The following is a 20,647-nucleotide window of genomic DNA, read 5'->3' on the forward strand; positions in this document are numbered from 1 at the left end:
TTTAATTTTGAGATTTTAATTTATAAAATGAGAATATTAGCAAATGACGGTATTGATCCCGTTGGAAAAAGAATATTAGAGGAAGCTGGTTTTGAGGTAGATACCAATCATATTCCACAAGAAGAGTTGATAACTCGATTAAATGCATACGATGCAATTACGGTTAGAAGTGCGACAAAGGTAAGACAGCCGTTGATTGATGCATGCCCAAATATAAAAGTAATAGGCCGCGGTGGTGTGGGAATGGATAATATCGACGTGGATTATGCTCGGTCTAAAGGAATCGCTGTCGTAAATACGCCAGCGGCATCGTCTCACTCTGTCGGAGAGTTGGTATTTGCGCACTTGCTAAATGGTGTTCGTTTTCTGTATGATTCAAACCGCAAAATGCCTATCGAAGGTGATACGAAGTTTGGTGCTTTAAAAAAGGCTTACGGCGCCGGAGTAGAATTGAAAGGAAAGACAATTGGTGTCGTCGGTTTTGGCCGTATAGGCCGTGAGACGGCAAAGATTGCGTTAGGTTTAGGTATGGATGTTGTTTATTATGATTTGTTCGAAGGCCCTAAGTCTTTGTCGCTGGATTTATCCGGAGGCTTAAAGGTGGACGTTCCGGTAAAACAGGTTGAGAAAGACGAATTATTGCGTACGTCCGACTTTATTTCTTTGCATGTGCCGTTTTTGGATAAACCTTTCATTGGTGAAGAAGAGTTTGCTCTTTTGAAAGATGGCGTAGCGCTTGTCAATGCCTCTCGGGGCGGTGTGATTGATGAAGAGGGATTATTAAAAGCATTGGATGCCGGCAAAGTATCTTTTGCAGGTATTGATGTCTTTGAGAATGAGCCAACGCCAAGAAAATCGTTGCTGTCTCATCCGAAGGTTTCACTTACGCCGCATATCGGAGCAGCGACAAATGAAGCACAGGAGCGTATAGGAGAGGAGCTTGCTTCTTTATTAATTGAAAACTTGAAGAAATAATTTTTCTGCCCCTTTTTACTTTACGTAGCATTAACTATATTCGACAGCTAAAAATAATTAAGTTTAGATATGAAAATTCTAAAATTCGGTGGAACTTCTGTGGGAAGTGCGGAACGTATCAAAGGGTTATTGCAGATTGTAGACCCTTCTGAACGTCAAATTGTAGTACTATCTGCTGTTTCGGGCACAACAAATGCGTTGGTCGAGATCGGACAGGCATTTTTGGACAGCAGGCGTGACGAAGCGAAGAAGTTGATAAAAAGCCACAAAGATAAATATGAGGGGCTGATTGCAGCGCTTTTCACCACCGAAGAAGGGCTGAAGAAGGGTAAGGAGCTTATCGACTATCACTTCAATCTTATTGAAGCATTGGGTAATGATCTTTTTACGCCGACAGAGGAGAAGGTTATCCTGGCACAGGGCGAGCTTCTCTCCACTACATTATGGCATTTTCACCTGCAGGAGATTGGTGTGCCATCCGTGCTGTTACCTGCCTTGGATTTCATGAAAATAGACGAAGACAATGAGCCTGTTGTTAGCTATATCACGGAGAAACTTACACCATTGATCTCGGAACATCCGGATAATATGTTGTTTATCACGCAGGGATATATTTGCCGCAATTCTTTCGGCGAGATCGATAACTTAAGAAGGGGCGGATCCGATTATACGGCATCATTGATCGGCGCTGCTTTAGGCGCGGAGGAAGTGCAGATATGGACGGACATCGATGGGATGCATAATAATGATCCAAGAATAGTAAGCGGCACCAAACCGATCGCTAATCTGAGCTTTGACGAAGCCGCGGAGCTCGCTTACTTTGGGGCAAAGATATTGCATCCGCAAAGTGTATTTCCGGCTCAAAAATATAATGTCCCTGTTCGTCTGTTGAACACTATGGATCCTCAGGCTCATGGGACGTTGATATCGAAAAACGGAGGAGAGAAAGGAACAATACGTGCCATCGCTGCCAAAGATGGGATTACCGCCATCCACATTCATTCGACACGGATGTTGCTGGCTTATGGTTTCCTGCGGAAAGTGTTTGAAATATTCGAGCGTTATAAAACGCCAATCGATATGATTACAACTTCTGAAGTCGCTGTGTCCTTGACGATTGACGATACGAACAACCTGCTCGAAATCATAAAAGAGGTTGAGTTATTTGGAAAAGTGGGTGTAGATGAAGGACAGACGATCATATGTGTCGTTGGTGATTTCCGTGCGAATACACATGGATATGCTGCGCGGGTACTAGACGCTGTAAAACATCTGCCTGTCCGTATGATATCTTATGGGGGATCAGATTATAATGTGTCTATATTGTTGGATTCTACGCATAAAACCGAGGCTTTACGATCATTGCATACGCGATTATTTTAACGAATAATGTTCAGAAATAAGACGATATTAGACCAGTTTTCTGCATTAGAAACCCCTTTTTATTATTACGACCTGGACTTGCTTGGACGGACGCTTGATGCAGCTAAGCGCGCGGCAGATAAGCGAAACTTTCACGTTCATTATGCCTTGAAAGCGAATTATAATGACCGTATTCTGGAAGTTATCCAATCCAAAGGCTTCGGTGCTGATTGTGTAAGTGGAAATGAAGTGCAAAAAGCCATTGATATGGGTTTCGGTGCAGATCAGATTACCTTTGCGGGAGTGGGGAAGTCGGATAAGGAAATCAATACGGCATTGCATCATGGTATTTTTGCATTCAATGTGGAATCTATACAGGAGCTTGAAGTTATCAATACGCTTGCAGGACAAGCCGGTGTAACCGCTCAGGTATCTTTACGGATTAATCCCAATATCGATGCGAATACCCATCATTATATTACAACGGGATTGGACGAAAATAAATTCGGTGTACCCAATTCTGAGTTAGAGAAGGCGGCATCTGTATTACGTGCTTGTGCTAATCTAAACTTGGTGGGTTTACATTTTCATGTCGGATCACAGATTTTAGATATGAACGTTTTTAAGAGCCTGTGTGTTAAAGTAAATGAGTGGAAGACTTGGTTTGAAGACCGTGGGACGTACATTAAAGTGATCAACGTCGGTGGCGGGCTAGGTGTCGATTATAAAGCTCCCGATGAAAATCCCATTCCAGATTTTGAGGCTTATTTTGATGTTTTTGACAGGTTTTTAGAAAGAAACGCACAGCAGGAAGTCCATTTTGAACTGGGGAGAGCTTTGGTAGCGCAATGTGGCAGTCTTGTCAGTAAAGTACTTTATACAAAAAGCGGTATAAAAAAACACTTCTTGATAGTCGATGCCGGTATGACCGAATTGATGCGGCCGGCATTATATCAAGCTTATCATAAGATTGAGCGCATAGGTGAATACCAAAAGGGTACGATGTTGAACTATGATGTGGTAGGGCCGATTTGTGAAAGTTCAGACTGTTTTGGTAAAGAAGTAGAATTACCGATAAGCAAAAGAGGTGATATGATTGCGATCCGTACGGCTGGCGCTTATGGAGAAGTAATGGCTTCCCGTTATAATTTACGGGAAGAAGTACGTTATGTGTACGCACAATAAACCGGAAATCGTTATGCAGACGACGTCGACAAAAGCAGAAAAAATCAAAAACTTTGACCCATCCCAGCCAGGATTGGCGGATGCAAGCATCTATGGGCTACCTTTTACAGCAGAAGAAAGTGACATTGTCATTATCGCCGTACCTTGGGAAGTCACGGTAAGCTACGGTGCCGGCGCTTCTGAAGGTCCAAAGGCTATCCTTGATGCATCTTATCAGGTCGATTTGTCACATCAGGATTTCCCTGACTTATGGAAAGTCGGCATTTATCTCGACGAAGGACCAGCACATTGGAAAGCGACTAGCGACTTTTATAAAACGAAGGCACAGCCTATAATCGAAGCCCTGGAAAATGGCGAAGATATCGATCAAGATTCCGAATTAAAGGAAAGTTTGTCAAGTATCAACGCTGCTTCGGCTCAGCTTCGAGCTGAACTAAAAGAACGTGTGTTGTCTTGGCAGGCGAAGAACAAACTTGTCATCCTATTAGGAGGAGATCATTCCACACCATTAGGCTATTACGATGCGCTCGGAACAAAATATCCAGATTTTGGTATCCTACATTTCGATGCACACATGGATCTTCGTAAAGCCTACGAAGGATTTACCTATTCCCATGCTTCCATTATGTATAATGCATTGCAACTTCCACAGGTAAGCAAGCTCACACAGGTGGGTATTCGGGATTTTTGTGCAGAAGAAGTAGAGGTCGCTCTTTCCTCCGATAAAGTGACCGTATTTACTGATGCCGATTTAAAAAGACGCCTTTTTGAAGGAAAAACATGGCAGGAACAGGCAGACGAGATTATCGATTCGTTGCCCGAGCATGTTGCCGTTAGTTTCGATATCGATGTTCTCCAGCAATGGTATTGCCCCAATACCGGAACACCTGTTCCCGGAGGGCTGTCTTATGAACAGGCGATTTATCTACTCAACCGACTTACCGAATCGACGAAAACAATTATCGGTATTGATTTAGTCGAAGTAGCTCCTGGTGACGACGAATGGGACGGAAACGTAGGAGCAAGGCTGTTGTTTCATTTGTGCGGGGTGATGGCGAAAAACAATGGCTTAACCGTCGGCAATCGTATTGTTTTTTAAATTTCCGTAAGAAAATCATTCATCAGTTTATTAAAGCCTGCGACATCCTCGAGGTTGGGTAGATGCCCACAGCCTTCAAGTTCGACATATTGCGAATGAGCAATGGCTTGATGGAGCTCTTCCATATGTGGACGCGGTGTAATCTTGTCTTCGCTGCCTCGGATGATCAAGGTCGGTATATTTATTTTGGAGAGTACCGCACTTGTACCCGTACGCGATGCCAAGGCTAATAAGGTCGCACAAATGCTACGGATATTATTTCTCCGGATACTACTTTTTATCAGTTCAACAGTTTCCGGCAGATTTTCGATTGTTTTTTTTGCAAACAGATTGCTGACAAACCCAATGGCAAAAGGTCTCTTGCCGTGTTCCAGCAAGGCCTGTATGCTATCAAACCGTTTCTGTTTACCTTCATTATTATCTGCCAGATGATGTGTATCGCTTAGAATTAACCCGATTATTTTTTCTGGAAACAGCTCATACGCACGCAGTGCTATATACCCTCCCATGGATACACCACATAAGATAATAGGATCCAATTTCAGTTTTTCTATGAAAACTTTCAGATCCTTGGCAAATACGTCAATGCTAAAAAAGCCATGTCCCATCGTGCTCAACCCGTGTCCACGCACGTCTATAGCAATACCGGTTACGTCATCTGCTAAACTTTCGAGCTGAGGGCGCCAGCTGTTTTTGTTAAACGGGAACCCGTGAATAAAGACTATGGTTTTATTGCTTTGTGCTGTTGCCTCTTTCAGATAATACGAAATGCTAATATCTCCAATACGTATTTTGTGCGTTTTGATTGTTCTCTTCATGTATTTATTTGGTGTTTACCTATATACTCAACAATATACAAATTAATTTGTTGTGCAGACTTTATTTTATCCAAATCTACTGTTTATATCTCCGTTTATTTTAAATCAAAAAAAGTAACGAATAGTTAGCTATTTTGGGTGTAATAAACTAATGGTTTGAAAATACGCTATTTTTTTATACCTTTGTCCACCTAATACGACATTGTATCGGTACAATGTTATTCGTGAATCCGAAAAAACCCGTAGAAATTGAAAGAGATAAGTGTTATAGGGGGCGGTAGCTGGGCCACGGCGTTGGTCAAAATCCTTACAGAAAATGGTGTTCAGGTGAACTGGTTTCTAAGACGACCTGATCAAGTTGCGTGTATTGCCCAGGAAGGTAGAAATCCAGATTATCTCAATCACGTCCAATTGGATAAATCATTCGTATATCCCAGTACAGATATACAACATGTCATCGAGAAATCTACCAAAATCCTGTTCGTTGTTCCGAGTGCCTACTTGGAGTCAACCGTCGATCAGCTCGATCCAGTATGGTTTGAAAATAAAAAAGTCATGAGTTCGATCAAAGGAACAGTTGGCGTGGATAATGTACTGCCTTCGGTGTATCTGAGCGAGCGATTACAGATCAATTCTCAGGATCAGGCTATACTTGCGGGACCATGCCATGCGGAAGAGATTGCTCGTAATAAGAAAACCTACCTGACGATTTGTTCCAAGAATGAGGCTCTCCGGAACTCTTTAGTCGATTATTTTAATGCCTCTTATATCGATATTTCGCTCAAAGATGACCTGTTGGGTATTGAATATGCGGCAATTTATAAAAATGTTATCGGCATTGCATGCGGTATCTCGGATGGCTTACATTATGGCGATAACTTTAAGGCAGTATTGGTGGCGAATGCCATTGAGGAGCTCCGGAAGTTGCTCCTATCGATGCATACCGATGTGGATATTGCAAACTCCTCCTATATAGGTGATCTCCTCGTAACGGCCTATTCCACGTATAGCCGTAATCGGAATTTTGGTGAGTTGATCGGAAGAGGGATGGGCGTGGAGAAAGTGAAAAGAACAATGGATATGGTTGCTGAAGGTTACTGGGCCACAAAAGGGTTGTATGAGACCGCTAAGCACCTTGGATGTAAAATGCCCATCCTTACGACTATATACCGTATTCTTTACAAACATATGTCGGCGCAGACAGAATTTAAAATATTAGAGACAAACATAAAATAGAAGATGATTTTAGCAACAGATTTAGATGGAACTTTTTTGGGCGGAAAAACAGAAGACCGCCTTCGTTTATATAGAATAATAAAACATACGAAAGATATACAGCTGGTATTTGTGACCGGAAGAGGTCTGGAGTCCGTAATTCCATTATTGAGTGATCCTTTAATTCCTACGCCCGATTACATCATTGCAGACGTAGGAGCCACTGTCGTAAACGGGCACACATTAGAAGAAGTAGAAGGTATACAGGCTGATATTGAAGCCCGTTGGCCCAAAGTGTATGCTATTCAGGAAGATGTCCTAAAAATTGATGGCATCAGCTTTCAGGAAGTCCCGCAACAACGGCGAAGTTCCTATTTTTATTCCCGGGACACGGATCTTGAACAAATACATGCTATTGCCAAGACACATGATCTGGATATTATCACGTCTGTTGACAAATATTTAGATTTCTTGCCCAAAGGCGTGAATAAAGGGAGCACGTTACGTAAACTGGTGGATTATCTTAATGTGCCCGAACAAGATGTTTTAGTAGCCGGCGATACGTTAAACGATCTGGCTATGTTTCAGATTGGATTAAAAGGAGTGGCTGTAGGAAAGTCGGAGGAAACACTGCTTGCTAAAGTCGGGGATATCGAGCATATTTATTGTGCTTCTTCGGCAGGAGCGGGCGGTATCCTGGAGGCCATGTATCATTTTGATAACTTTCGAAAGTATCTTAAAGGCCAGAAACCCCAGCAGGTGAAACGTCATACAAAAAACAGCAATCAGCTCGTGATTGTCTACCATAGGTTACCTTATGAGAAAAGTATCGTAAACGGCAAAGAGATACGTACAGCACCAAAAAGCCCGAACGGCATCATTCCTTCGCTGTTAGGTTTATTTGAAAAAGGGCGATCCGGTGTGTGGATAGGCGAGGATGTTATGGGGAAAGATAAGAAGGAAGTACCTAACGCCTTAATTAATGAAGATAAATACCCGCATCTTATTAGTTCGACGATTTCACTCTCTAAAAAAGACATCGATCAATTCTATCGTGTTTTTTCTAAGGAAGCATTCTGGCCTACGATCTTTTCATTTGTAGACAAGGCAAAATTCAATCATGACGATTGGAATCATTATCTTAAAATCAACAAGCTTTTTGCCGAACGTATAGCAAAAGAGGCCGATGAAGGAGCTTTGGTGTGGATTCATGAGTACAATCTTTGGATGGTTCCAGCCTATTTAAAACCGTTGCGGCCCGATTTAAAAATAGGTTTCTTCCATCATACTGCTTTCCCTGCTGCCGATATTTTCAATATCATTCCATGGCGCCGGGAAATCATCGGTTCCTTATTGCAGTGTGATTTTATCAGTTTTCATATTCCGCGCTATGTGGAGAACTTTGTCGATGTTCTGCGTAGCCATGTGCCATTTAAAGTCGTAAAAACAATCAATGCGGCCAAACAGTTTCTAACGTATAGCTGTGCGTTAGGCGTCGATAAAATGACAAAAATCATCGAAGTCGAAGGTCGTCAGATTTATTTAGGTGCACAGCCCGTGGGGGTAAATATGCCGAGTATTAAAAGGAGCTTGGACAAAAAGAAGGTGACCGATAAGATCACGAAGCATATCGAAATCAATAAGAAAAAGAACTTAAAAACGATACTTTCCATCGAGCGGTTAGATTATGTAAAAGGGCCGTTAGAAAAAGTGAAAGCATTCGATGCCTTTTTGGATATGTACCCCGAGTTTCGCGAACGCGTCGAACTGATCAATATCTGTACACCTCCGTCGCAAGGGATGAAAATCTACGATAGCATCAAAGATGAACTGCATCAGGCCATCGGAGAGATTAATGGTAAATACGCCACGATGGATTGGATGCCAATCAAATATTTTTATCGTGCATTGCCTTTTGAAGAGGTGGTCGTACACTATGGGGTATGCGATATCGCCTGGATTACGCCTTTAAGAGATGGCCTGAATTTAGTGGCAAAAGAATTCGTGGGTACCAAAGGGAAATTACAGAATTGGGATGGCGTATTGGTGTTGTCTGAATTCGCCGGTGCTTCTGTCGAATTACCCTATGCCGTATTGACGAATCCCTACGATCCAAAAAATATGATAGAAACCTTATTGAAAGCAGTTGTTATGGATGAAAATGAAAGAAGGATACGTATGCAACGCCTATATGATACGGTTTCCCATTATGATATCGAATATTGGGGTAAAGACTTTGTTCGCGAACTGGAAAAGGCCTCAGGAAGCCGATAGCTTCGCTATAATCCTTGTGCTTTAGCCTCGTTCCAATAGACGTCCATCTCGGCCAGAGACATATTTTGGATTTTCTGGTTATTTTCCTTTGCTCGACCTTCCAGATAGGTAAAGCGTCGAACAAATTTTTTGTTGGTGCGTTCTAAAGCATTTTCAGGGTTGATTCCCAGATGTCTGGCGTAGTTGATGAGTGAAAAGAGCAGATCTCCAAACTCCTGCTCTGCTCGGTCAGGGTTTATAGTCTCTTTATCTTGTATATCGAACTCATTTTTAAACTCTGACAACTCTTCTTCTACTTTTTCCCAGACCTGACTTTTATCTTCCCAGTCAAATCCTACACCACGGACTTTATCCTGGATGCGGAAAGCCTTGACCAGAGAGGGGAGACCTGAAGGCACACCGGATAATACGGACTTATGCCCCTCTTTCAACTTGATACTTTCCCAATTTTGTTTGACATCCTCTTCATTCCGCACCTGTGTATCACCATAGATATGCGGATGTCTTTCTATCAATTTATCACACACACTATTGAGCACATCTTTTATGGAGAAAGCAGCCCGTTCCTCCGCTATCCGTGCATAGAACACCAGATGCATCATCAGATCGCCTAATTCCTTTTTAATTTCTTCATCGTCTTCCTCCAAAATAGCATCCGCTAACTCGTACATTTCTTCGATTGTCAGGTGGCGCAGGCTTTGCATCGTTTGTTTTCGGTCCCAGGGACAATGCTCACGAAGCGTATTCATGATGCTGAGCAGTCGTTCAAAAGCCGTTGCGGAAGTTTGTCCAGTGTCTGGTGCGTGATGTTGTGCCATGTAGATAAAATAAAAACCAAATTTAAGGCATTTTTGACAAAAAGCAGCCTATGGCTAAACAACTATTGTGTTTTAACTGTTTAGTTAATAAAAAGGAATAGCATATGGAAACGATATTTAATTATGACTCACCAAGTATTGCGTTGGAAAAACTCAGAGAAAGAGGTTACACCAAAGATTATAATAAGGAGTTTGATGAATTATTTGACTATACAGACGATTATACGATAGATTATCTCTATCGTTACGAAGGAGCGTCCGATCCCGGTGATGAATCAACAGTATATGGTATACGAAATATGGTTTCGGGAAAGAAAGGTGTATTTGTAGCTGGCGATCTTTCGCTGATAGAAGGACGCAAACGCGATATTATTGTCAACCTGGAAATCCGTGCCAAGCAACAATAAAATCTACAATAATAAATAGCATAAAAAAAGCACAAGGGTTACTTGTGCTTTTGCCTGTATGTGCTATTCGTATTAGCCTAAATAAGATTTTAAAATTTTGCTACGAGAAGTATGACGTAACCGCTGTAAGGCTTTATCCTTTATTTGGCGTACGCGCTCTCTCGTTAAGCTGAATTTCTCACCAATTTCTTCAAGTGACAAAGGGTGATTAGAACCGATACCGAAAAATAAAATAATTATTTCCCGTTCTCTTTCCGTTAAAGTCGACAACGAACGTTTGATTTCTTCCGACAACGACTCATCGATCAGCGAACTATCCGTATCCGGATCTGCATTTTCCAATACATCTAAAAGTGTATTTTCTTCACCTTGTACAAAAGGTGCGTCCATAGATACATGACGTCCCGAATTACTAAGTGTATCCGACACTTTGTCAACAGTCGTTTCCAGAATATCTGCTAATTCTTCCGGAGATGGTTCCCGCTCATATTCCTGTTCCAGTTTTGAAAAAGCTTTGCTGATCTTGCTTAATGAACCTACTTGATTGAGAGGTAAACGTACGATACGTGATTGTTCAGCAATAGCTTGTAAAATGGATTGACGGATCCACCACACCGCATAAGAAATAAATTTGAACCCTTTTGTTTCGTCGAATCGTTTTGCTGCTTTGATAAGTCCAAGATTTCCTTCATTGATCAGGTCACCCAAAGTAAGACCCTGATTTTGATATTGTTTTGCGACGGAAACTACGAAACGTAAATTGGTTTTTGTCAACTTCTCTAATGCCACTTGATCTCCCTCGCGAATACGCTGTGCCAAGACGACTTCTTCTTCAGCGGTAATTAAATCTACCTTTCCGATTTCATGCAAATATTTGTCTAAGGATTGAGATTCACGATTAGTGATCGATTGTGTAATTTTGAGCTGTCTCATTAATTTATATAACTTCTTCTGAAATGAAATGCAAAAATACTAAAAATAGTATTACTCTTTTGTAAAAAATATGTAATTTATCTCCTCATTATGAGTGGATTACTGGTTTGAATAAAATTATTTATTTACATCAAAAACCGTTCCATTTATCCTGTTTTTAACGCTTTTAACAGAATTTAATATTATGTCCACTCTTATAAAAACTATTTGAGCGACTATTTGTTTTTTTACCAAGCTTTAATTCTATATTCGATATAACGATTCGGTCGATATCTTAGCGGGTTAAAACTTGAACATCAATAAACAACATATACGATGAAACCATCAGAATTTATTCGGATTACACAGGAAGATGAAAAAATCTGATACCTGCCTGCGGTAGGCAGGGCTTCATCACCATTAACAAAAACACACACAGATGAAAATAATTATACGATTAGACGAAATGATGGTGAAAAGAAATGTTTCCCTAAACGAGTTAAGTCGTCGTGTAGGTATTACACTTTCCAATCTTTCCATCTTAAAAAACCAAAAAGCGAAAGCGATTCGCTTGAGTACGTTGGCCGCCATTTGTCAGGCTTTGGACTGTCAGCCGGGAGATATTATTGTGTATGAATGATTTATGAATTGAACCGAAACCCTCTTAAAAACTCACTGACTTCCATCTTCTTTTTGCCTTCAACCTGTACAATAAGCAGGTTGATATAGCCATCTTTCGCGACAAATCTTAAATAGCTTTTCTCGTCTGTTTGATACGTTCCTACTTCAAGGTGATGTACAGTACGCTCTTTCCTTGCCTCAAATATCTTTAATACTTTCCCTTCTATTGTCGTAAACGCGGTAGGATAAGGGCTTAATCCGCGGATTTTGTTATAAATAATCTCTACATCCTGATTCCAGTCAATCTTACAGTCCTCTTTAAAGATTTTAGGAGCGTGTCGGAGACTTTCCGCCGCGATGGCACGTTGTGGAATAGGATGTAAACTATTTTCTTTAAGCTGTTTGATTGTTTTTAAGAGCACTTCGGCACCAGCATACATGAGTGTGTCGTGTAAGCTGCCCGCTGTATCCGTATCCAGAATATCGACTTTCTCTGCAAGCAGGATATCACCTGTGTCGATTTCGTGCTGTAACAGAAAAGTTGTTACCCCCGTCTCTTTTTCACCATTGATAAGCACATGATTGATCGGAGCAGCACCACGATATTGGGGTAGTAGCGAGGCATGTACGTTGATCGTACCACGCGGAGGCATGTTCCATACCACCTCAGGCAGCATACGGAATGCAACGACAACCTGTAAGTCCGCTTGATAGGATTTAAGTGTTTCTAAAAATACAGTATCCTTCAATTTGTCGGGCTGCAAGACAGGGATATGCTGTTCTAATGCAAATTGTTTTACAGGCGATTGTTGCATTTTTTGTCCTCTTCCAGCCGGTTTATCCGGAGCTGTGACAACTGCAACCACATTTTCGCCTGCTTGTATTAAAGCCTTGAGGGACTCTACCGCAAATGCAGGTGTTCCCATAAATATTATCCGCATATGAATTATCTTTCGACGCCCAAAATTGTTAACTTTGCGAAGTTACAAATTTTAAATTAAGCTTGAATTTTCCATTATTCTTAGCAAAGCGGATCATTTTCCAGGGCGAACGAACGTTTTCGAAACTGATCGTTCGGGTGACTATTGGTGCGCTGGCATTGGCAATTCTGGCTATCATTCTTTCTGTAGCCATCTTACGAGGGTTCAAGAATGAGGTTACTGCCAAACAACGGGGCTTCTTCAGTGATATTCTCGTCGTGAAGCAGGAGCTCGGGCAAACGGCAGACCGTACACCCATTATGCTTTCGGTAACTGATTTCGAAAAAATAAAACATTTACCCAATGTCGTCTCGGTATCTCCTTTTGCGACTAAAATTGGGATTATGAATGTCCGCGGAGAAGTAGAAGGTGTTGTCCTTAAAGGCGTAGATAAGGATTACAATCAAAAATATCTTGACAATATTCTCATCAAAGGGGATACCCTTGATTTTGGCGCAGACAATGCTGATAATCAGATCCTGATATCAAAATACACGGCCAATCGTCTGAACCTCGACGTCGATAGTAGTTTTATTATGAATTTTGTCCAAGAAAACCAAAACCGGAAACGAAAGTTCACGGTAAAAGGAATCTTCCGGACAAACTCAGAGGAGCTGGATAATTCTTATGTCATTGGATCACTGCCCCTCATACGTAAGCTGAATAATCTCGAAGGCGATGAAGCCGGTGCCTATGAAATCCGTGTGGCGGATTTTGAAGCCTTGGCACAGACGACCGAACAGGTCAATGAAGTGTTACCCGTCGATATGAAGGCCACTAATGTGGTGGAGCACCTCGCAGATATCTTCAACTGGTTAAATATGCTCGACATGAATGACGATATCATTTTTGTATTAATGGTAATCGTGGCGATCATCAACATGATTTCAGCCTTACTGATTACCATATTAGAGCGCACTTCCATGATCGGCATCCTGAAGTCGTTAGGTATGAAAAGCCGGGCTATCCGAAAGGTGTTTTTGTATAACTCCTTTTACCTCATTGGATATGGTCTATTGATCGGCAATTTTCTCGCCATAACGCTCTATGTTTTTCAGACCCAGACACATTTCTTTAAACTCGACCCCTCGATTTATTACATCGAATATATACCCATGTCCATTGGGTGGCAGGATGTCATGTTCTTGAACGTAGCTTTGGTCGGTATTGCCTTATTGGTGTTGTTTATACCGTCTATGCTCATAACCCGTATTTCTCCGATAAAGACGATACAGTTTAAATAAAGGTTTATCATTTTCATAGGTAAATCCGCTATTTTTTGTATATTTCGGTCTTAAAGCAAAATAAAATTTTGACGATCTAAACAATCTATATGAATAATAAGGCGATAGAACATTTAGTAGATGCGTTTCATGCACCATTAAGCAACCCGGTTTTAATTTTCGCGTTAATCCTGTTCATCATACTCTTGTCGCCGATATTACTTCGCCCGATCAAAGTTCCGGGTATCATTGGCCTGATTATATCCGGAGTCATTATCGGCCCACATGGCCTCAACTGGCTGGAAAAAAACTCTGCTGTCGATCTATTTTCGACGATTGGCTTGCTTTATATCATGTTTATCGCCGGTCTGGAACTCGATATGAATGAGTTCAAAAAGACAAAAAATAGAAGTTTAGCTTTCGGGTTTTTTACGTTTATCATCCCGATTATCATCGGTTTTCCGGTTTGTCATTATCTACTCGGATACGATGTACTGCCAAGTATACTTATAGCGAGTATGTTCGCTACGCATACATTGGTATCGTATCCGATCGTCAGCCGATACGGTATTTCTAAAAACGAAGCTGTAGCCATTACCATTGGAGGAACTATTCTCACAGATACGGCTGTTTTGATTATTCTTGCGGTTATCACGGGAGCTTCCCAGGGAAGCATCAATCAGGAGTTTTGGGTGACGTTGGGGATTTCTTTTGCTGTATTTTTATTTATCATGTTCGGCGTTATTCCAAGAATTGCAAAATGGTTTTTCGAACGCGTCGCAGGTGAAAAAACCGGGCATTACATCTTTGTCCTAACAGTTGTCTTTTTTGCAGCATTCCTGGCGGAAGTGGCCGGGCTCGAGCCTATTATCGGTGCATTCGTGGCGGGATTAGCACTAAATAAATTGATACCACATTCTTCGGCATTGATGAACCGGATAGAATTTATTGGAAATGCAATTTTTATTCCGTTTTTTTTGATCTCTGTAGGTATGATTGTCGATATCAGTGTGCTCACAAAAGGTCCGATGGCGCTCATTGTAGCCGCTACGTTGACTGTCGTAGCGGTCTCCGGCAAATTCCTCGCCGCTACAGCGACCCAGTTGGTCTTTAAATATACCAACAGTCAACGCAATCTGATTTTCGGTCTGAGCAATGCCCATGCCGCCGCTACCTTAGCCGTTATTATGGTGGGATATAGCAACGGTATTATTGATGAAAATGTGTTGAACGGCACCATCGTTTTAATATTGATAACCTGTATCATCGCGTCACTTATTACAGAGAATGCTTCTAAAAAGGCTGTTCTGGAAGGACGCCAAGACGACACCCACATCGATGTCGTCAATGAAAAAGAAGAACAGATACTTATTCCGATCGCCAATTTAGGAACTATGGAGCCTATACTTGATTTTGCAACCTTAGTCAAGTCCAAAAAGTCCCATTTTCCCATAAGTATTCTGAGTGTCGTACCAGACGATAAACAGGCTGAAAAGAATTTGATCGACGCTCGTCGGAATTTGGACAGTATGGCACGATATGCCTCAGGTTCAGAAACTGAGGTCGAGATGCTAACGACGGTTGACTTTAATATTCCGAGCGGTATCAGCCATATGGCCAAACAGACTTTTGCAGATTGTATTATCATGGGATGGCCCAGTGCAACGAGCTTTCTCGATAAAATTATCGGCGAAAAAGCAGAAAGTATATTAAATAAAACGGATGCGAACCTATTTATGTGTCGATTGGATGATCCGCTTTTATCACACAAATCTATTACCGTTTTTGTTCCTCCTTTGGCCGAGGTGGAGCTAGGGTTTGAGTATTGGATGGAGAAGATACTTAAATTGGCCCAGGAATTGTCCTTTCCTATTACATTTGTGTGTAATGGGAGGACGCAAAAGAATATCAGCCGCGAGATGGAAGAAACAAAATCCAGTGTACCGGCGAGCTTTACAAATTACGAAGATTGGGACAATATCGCCGGTCTGTCGCGTTTGAGTGATAAAGATACACTGCTTGTTTTTGTATCGTCCCGATATGGAGATATATCCTATCGGGATTCATTAGACAATCTTGGGAAGAGAGTTGGTAGTTACTACCAGGGCCGAAACCTGATTCTGATTTACCCAAGTCATCGTGGAGATCAAAATATAGACGAATACGAAGATGTCAAAACCGCACCTATTTTCCGTAAGATCAGTCGGGAGATAGGTAATATGTTTAACAAAGAAAAATAGGTAGTTATGGCTGCTAAGATTACAATGCATAAGGAAGGGAATCTTCAGGTCCCGGATCAACCTATCATTCCATTTATTATCGGTGACGGTATAGGACCGGATATCTGGAAGGCATCTGTTCGGGTTTTTGATGCTGCAGTCGCGCATAGCTATGACGGCAAGCGAAAGATCCAATGGAAAGAAGTTCTTGCCGGCGAGAAAGCGTTTAATGAAACCGGAAGCTGGCTTCCTGACGAAACATTGGACACATTTAAAGAATATTTAGTCGGCATCAAAGGGCCGTTGACGACTCCTATAGGCGGTGGAATCCGTTCGCTCAATGTAGCCTTACGTAAAGCTCTGGATCTTTATGTCTGTCTACGACCAACAAAATGGTATGAAGGTGTTCCCTCACCGGTCAAATCTCCCGAAAAAGTGAATATGGCTGTTTTTCGGGAAAATACAGAAGATATCTATGCCGGGATTGAGTTTGCTGCGGGTACAGAAGAAGGCCAACAGTTAAAGGAATTTTTAAACCATGCTCTCCATGTGGATTATCATTTTACCCCTACGACAGCCGTGGGCATCAAAATTGTGTCCGAAGAAGGATCAAAACGACTTATTCGCTCGGCGTTAGAATATGCTATTCAACATAAGCGACCTTCCGTAACCATCGTTCACAAAGGAAATATTATGAAATTTACGGAAGGTGCCTTCAAACAGTGGGGTTTTGAAGTTGCCGAACAGGAGTTCGGGGACTACACCTATACATGGGGACAGTGGGAGCGAACAAAAGAAAAAGAAGGGCAGGAGGCCGCTAATCGGGAACAGCAAGAAGCTGAGCAGGCAGGAAAAATTATTGTAAAGGATATTATTGCCGATAACTTCCTGCAACAGATTCTATTGGCTCCGCAAGATTATTCCGTCATTGCCACGCTCAATCTCAATGGAGACTATATATCGGATGCCTTGGCCGCTATGGTAGGTGGGATAGGTATTGCTCCGGGAGCAAATATCAACTATAAGACCGGGCATGCGATCTTCGAAGCCACCCATGGCACAGCACCACGCTTTGCGAATACCGATACGATGAACCCCTCTTCGGTGATACTCAGTGGTGTCATGATGCTCGAATATATGGGATGGCAGGAAGCTGCCGATACGATTGTTGCTGCGCTGTCAAAAACGATTAGAGAGAAGACAGTCACGGTGGACTTTTACAACCTGATGGAAGACGCCACGCTATTAAAAACCAGCGAATTCGCCGATCGCATTATTGAATTAATAACGCTTCGCTAAGTTCGTAAATAATCGGGCCCAGTTGACGTCGCCTTCTTTCTATTCCCGTTAATTGCTTTTGAAAATTTTCAGGGCTTCATCCCGACTGGATACAAAGTTAATACGCTTTTGTGCATTACTTTCGTAGATGAAGTCCTTCAGGCTTTTACTGCTATATTTACTGAAATCCCCTACAACAATCAATTTTGCACGATAGGTTGAGAACTTTTGTAAAATGTCTCCGGCCAATTTTGTGCTGAGATCAAAGAAGGCCGGATTCATGTTTTTTTCGTACAGTAGTAATATATCTGCTCCCTGGTACAAGCAATTCATCATAATATCCAGCGCTTCTTCCTGATTTTTGATGAGTACGTCATCTGATATGATTTCCGCAATGTTGCCTTCTGGGGTTGAAATAAATTTGATTTCCATCCATGCAACCTACTCACTTTTATTCAAAAACACAAACTTGCCGTCAAACACATCCAGTTGGATTATCGAATCACTGGTTACCTTTCCCGCCAGTATTTCCTTGGACAATTCATTTAAGACACGCTTTTGGATGACACGCTTCAGCGGGCGCGCGCCGTATACAGGATCGTACCCCAGTTGCGCCAGCCAATCCAGTGCATCATCACTTGCGGATAAAAAGATATGCTGTTCGGCAAGCTGCTGACGCACATGGTCAAATTGCATCCGTACGATATCACCGATTTCATCACGGCTCAATGGTGTAAACATAATCACCTCGTCGATACGGTTCAGGAACTCCGGACGAATAGACTTTTGTAGCAATTCAAAAACCTCATCTTTGGTCTTCGCCAGCACTTCGTCATGGTTATCCTCCGTCAATGTCGAGAAGTTCTCCTGAATGATATGTGATCCCGTATTGGAGGTCATGATAATGATTGTATTCTTGAAGTTCACCACCCGACCTTTATTGTCCGTCAGATGTCCATCATCTAACACTTGCAACAGAATATTGAATACATCCGGATGCGCCTTTTCAATCTCGTCCAGTAAGACCACCGAGTAGGGGCGACGACGTATCGCCTCTGTCAGCTGCCCACCTTCATCATATCCTACATATCCCGGAGGCGCACCGATAAGTCGCGATACCGCATGACGTTCCTGATATTCTGACATATCGATACGGACAAGCGCATGTTCGTCGTCAAATAAAAACTCCGCCAAAGCCTTGGCCAGCTCTGTCTTACCTACGCCCGTTGTTCCTAAGAAGATAAACGATCCTATGGGACGTTTCGCATCGCTCAATCCGGCCCGCGAGCGGCGTATCGCATCCGATATCGCTTCGATTGCCTCGTCCTGCCCGGCAACACGTTTGTGCAACTCTTCCTCCAGATTAAGCAGTTTCTCCCGTTCAGACTGTATCATCTTGCTAACTGGTATACCGGTCCACCGGGACACCACATCCGCTATATCTTCCGCCGTCACTTCCTCTTTCAACATACGGCTGCTATCTTGTTTTTCCGTCAGTTCCGCCTTCAGCTTCTCCACATTATCCTGTGCCTCCTTGATCTTACCATAACGCAACTCAGCTACCTTCCCATAATCCCCTGCACGTTCCGCCTGATCAGCCTCCAATTTGTAATCTTCGATATTCTGTATCTCTTGGTTCACCCGATCCACCAAGGATTTTTCCGACTGCCAGGCAGCCTTCAACGAATCCCGCTCATTGGAAAGATTCGCAATCGTCTCCGACAGCTCGGAAACCTTTTTGTCGTCATTTTCCCGTTTGATAGCCTCCCGTTCGATCTCCAGTTGCATGATACGGCGATCCAGTTCATCGACCGCTTCCGGTACCGAATCCATTTCCAGCCGTAGCTTGGAGGCCGACTCATCCACCAGGTCTATTGCTTTGTCCGGCAGGAAGCGGTCAGTAATGTAACGCTGCGACAATTCCACGGCGGCTATAATCGCCTCATCCAGGATACGCACCTTATGATGCGTCTCATACCGCTCCTTTAAGCCACGTAATATAGAAATCGCATCCTGTGCATCCGGTTCCTCGACCATAATTTTCTGGAAACGACGTTCCAATGCTTTATCCTTCTCAAAATACTTTTGATACTCGTTCAATGTTGTCGCCCCTATAGCCCGCAGTTCACCTCGTGCTAAGGCCGGTTTTAGAATATTGGCGGCGTCCATCGCACCTTCGCCACCGCCTGCACCGACTAGGGTATGTATCTCATCGATAAACAAGATAATTTCGCCGTTCGAATCAGACACCTCTTTGACGACAGCTTTTAGCCGTTCCTCAAACTCACCCTTATATTTAGCTCCTGCAATCAATGCTCCCATATCCAACGAGAATACCGTTTTTGTTTTCAGATTCTCCGGTGCGTCTCCTTTGATAATACGATGGGCAATACCTTCCGCTATGGCTGTTTTACCCACACCTGGCTCGCCTACAAGAATAGGGTTGTTCTTCGTTCTGCGCGAGAGGATCTGCATCACCCGACGTATCTCCTCATCCCGGCCGATAACCGGATCAAGCTTTCCCGACTCCGCATATTCGTTCAGATTACGGGCATATTTGCTCAGCGCATTGTAAGTCGCTTCTGCATTTTGGTCCGTTACCCGGCTATTGCCCCGCAGCTCCTTAATGGCTAGCTTTAAATCCTTTTCGTTAACCCCTTGATCTTTGAGGAGTTCTGCTGCCTTATCTTTTGTGGACAATAATCCCAGAAGAATGTGTTCGATGGAAACAAATTCATCATTGAACTCTTTCAGATAACTTTGTGCTTTTTGCAATGCCGAGGCCGTGGTATTGCTGAGGTAAACATTGCTTCCACTTACTTTGGGCAATGCCGCTATCTGTTTGTCGACCTCCGTGCTGATGTAATTGATATTGGCATTGAGTTTCTTCAATAAATGTCCGATGACATTCTCATCGACTGTCAGGAGGGCTTTCAAAATATGTACGGGCTCAATGGCTTGTTGCTGATTACCTGTAGCAATTTCGGAAGCTTTTTGAATAGCTTCCTGCGCCTTGATTGTATAATTGTTAAAATTCATTTTAAAAGATTAAAAAGTAAATGTTTTGAACTGTTTTAAACTTTAAACAAATTAGATGCCTCTTGGTTTGAAAGGGCAGAATGCTGTAATTTTGTCGCTATTTTTTATTATTTCCTGTCAATATTTCCGATTCTCAATAAATCAACAAAAAGAAGGGCTGTATCTGAAGTATTTCTACTCTTGATACAGCCCTTTCCTATAGGGTTTCTACATCACCAGTTT

Annotated in this window: 17 protein-coding genes; 11 read left to right on the forward strand and 6 right to left on the reverse strand. The window is 42.4% G+C overall.

Going from position 1 to position 20,647, the window contains the following annotated elements:
- Positions 1-27 precede the first annotated feature (27 nt).
- From G5B30_RS07950 to G5B30_RS07965, 4 genes are all read left to right on the forward strand, one after another.
- Complete coding sequence (locus G5B30_RS07950; RefSeq protein WP_165319442.1) at positions 28-975, forward strand: D-2-hydroxyacid dehydrogenase; 948 nt, start codon at positions 28-30, stop codon at positions 973-975.
- Between the two features lie 69 nt (positions 976-1,044).
- Positions 1,045-2,358 (forward strand): aspartate kinase, encoded by a 1,314-nt coding sequence (locus tag G5B30_RS07955; protein WP_165319443.1) that lies wholly within the window; start codon positions 1,045-1,047, stop codon positions 2,356-2,358.
- Positions 2,359-2,364: 6 nt separating this feature from the next.
- Positions 2,365-3,522 carry a diaminopimelate decarboxylase gene (gene lysA, locus G5B30_RS07960; RefSeq protein ID WP_165319444.1) on the forward strand — a complete coding sequence of 386 codons (1,158 nt, stop codon included), beginning with the start codon at positions 2,365-2,367 and terminating at the stop codon, positions 3,520-3,522.
- Entirely contained in the window at positions 3,506-4,621 is a 1,116-nt protein-coding gene (locus tag G5B30_RS07965; RefSeq protein WP_206367050.1) for an agmatinase family protein, read from the forward strand. The genes lysA and G5B30_RS07965 overlap by 17 nt, the downstream gene beginning before the upstream one ends.
- Here the strand turns inward: G5B30_RS07965 and G5B30_RS07970 are convergent.
- On the reverse strand, positions 4,618-5,439 hold the full coding sequence (locus G5B30_RS07970) for an alpha/beta fold hydrolase (protein WP_165319445.1): 822 nt from the start codon (positions 5,437-5,439) through the stop codon (positions 4,618-4,620). The genes G5B30_RS07965 and G5B30_RS07970 overlap by 4 nt on opposite strands.
- A gap of 249 nt (positions 5,440-5,688) precedes the next feature.
- On the opposite strand from G5B30_RS07970, the gene G5B30_RS07975 reads away from it, so the two are divergent.
- Both G5B30_RS07975 and ggpS read left to right on the forward strand, forming a co-directional pair.
- Positions 5,689-6,675 (forward strand): NAD(P)H-dependent glycerol-3-phosphate dehydrogenase, encoded by a 987-nt coding sequence (locus tag G5B30_RS07975; protein ID WP_165319446.1) that lies wholly within the window; start codon positions 5,689-5,691, stop codon positions 6,673-6,675.
- A gap of 3 nt (positions 6,676-6,678) precedes the next feature.
- Positions 6,679-8,928 carry a glucosylglycerol-phosphate synthase gene (ggpS, locus tag G5B30_RS07980; protein ID WP_165319447.1) on the forward strand — a complete coding sequence of 750 codons (2,250 nt, stop codon included), beginning with the start codon at positions 6,679-6,681 and terminating at the stop codon, positions 8,926-8,928.
- A gap of 5 nt (positions 8,929-8,933) precedes the next feature.
- Here ggpS and mazG read toward each other — a convergent pair whose 3' ends face one another.
- The gene (gene mazG / locus G5B30_RS07985; RefSeq protein WP_165319448.1) at positions 8,934-9,746 is read right to left on the reverse strand and encodes a nucleoside triphosphate pyrophosphohydrolase; all 813 of its coding nucleotides are present in this window, start codon (positions 9,744-9,746) and stop codon (positions 8,934-8,936) included.
- Positions 9,747-9,850: 104 nt separating this feature from the next.
- Between mazG and G5B30_RS07990 the strand changes: the two genes are divergently transcribed.
- Positions 9,851-10,153: a hypothetical protein gene (locus tag G5B30_RS07990; protein WP_165319449.1), complete on the forward strand. Its 303-nt coding sequence runs from the start codon at positions 9,851-9,853 to the stop codon at positions 10,151-10,153.
- Positions 10,154-10,225: 72 nt separating this feature from the next.
- Here the strand turns inward: G5B30_RS07990 and G5B30_RS07995 are convergent, their stop codons facing one another.
- Entirely contained in the window at positions 10,226-11,086 is an 861-nt protein-coding gene (locus G5B30_RS07995; protein WP_165319450.1) for an RNA polymerase sigma factor RpoD/SigA, read from the reverse strand.
- A 418-nt stretch (positions 11,087-11,504) separates the two neighbouring features.
- Between G5B30_RS07995 and G5B30_RS08000 the strand changes: the two genes are divergently transcribed.
- A complete protein-coding gene (locus tag G5B30_RS08000) occupies positions 11,505-11,705 on the forward strand; it encodes a helix-turn-helix domain-containing protein (RefSeq protein WP_165319451.1) in 201 nt (66 codons plus the stop codon).
- A 1-nt stretch (position 11,706) separates the two neighbouring features.
- Here the strand turns inward: G5B30_RS08000 and fmt are convergent, their stop codons facing one another.
- Positions 11,707-12,627: a methionyl-tRNA formyltransferase gene (fmt, locus tag G5B30_RS08005; RefSeq protein WP_165319452.1), complete on the reverse strand. Its 921-nt coding sequence runs from the start codon at positions 12,625-12,627 to the stop codon at positions 11,707-11,709.
- Between the two features lie 62 nt (positions 12,628-12,689).
- Between fmt and G5B30_RS08010 the strand changes: the two genes are divergently transcribed.
- The 3 genes from G5B30_RS08010 to icd all read left to right on the forward strand — a co-directional run bounded on the left by G5B30_RS08010 (position 12,690) and on the right by icd (position 17,407).
- A complete protein-coding gene (locus tag G5B30_RS08010; RefSeq protein ID WP_165319453.1) occupies positions 12,690-13,910 on the forward strand; it encodes an ABC transporter permease in 1,221 nt (406 codons plus the stop codon).
- 89 nt (positions 13,911-13,999) lie between these two features.
- Positions 14,000-16,129 carry a cation:proton antiporter gene (locus G5B30_RS08015; protein WP_165319454.1) on the forward strand — a complete coding sequence of 710 codons (2,130 nt, stop codon included), beginning with the start codon at positions 14,000-14,002 and terminating at the stop codon, positions 16,127-16,129.
- A 6-nt stretch (positions 16,130-16,135) separates the two neighbouring features.
- Positions 16,136-17,407, forward strand: a complete 1,272-nt coding sequence (icd, locus tag G5B30_RS08020) for an NADP-dependent isocitrate dehydrogenase (RefSeq protein WP_165319455.1) — start codon at positions 16,136-16,138, stop codon at positions 17,405-17,407.
- 48 nt (positions 17,408-17,455) lie between these two features.
- Here icd and G5B30_RS08025 read toward each other — a convergent pair whose 3' ends face one another.
- Positions 17,456-17,818, reverse strand: a complete 363-nt coding sequence (locus G5B30_RS08025) for a DUF4180 domain-containing protein (protein WP_165319456.1) — start codon at positions 17,816-17,818, stop codon at positions 17,456-17,458.
- 9 nt (positions 17,819-17,827) lie between these two features.
- On the reverse strand, positions 17,828-20,425 hold the full coding sequence (gene clpB / locus G5B30_RS08030) for an ATP-dependent chaperone ClpB (protein WP_165319457.1): 2,598 nt from the start codon (positions 20,423-20,425) through the stop codon (positions 17,828-17,830).
- Positions 20,426-20,647: the final 222 nt, after the last annotated feature.

Origin of the sequence: Sphingobacterium sp. SGG-5, from assembly GCF_011043525.1 — a bacterium.
In the GTDB taxonomy this organism is placed as follows: Bacteria; Bacteroidota; Bacteroidia; order Sphingobacteriales; family Sphingobacteriaceae; genus Sphingobacterium.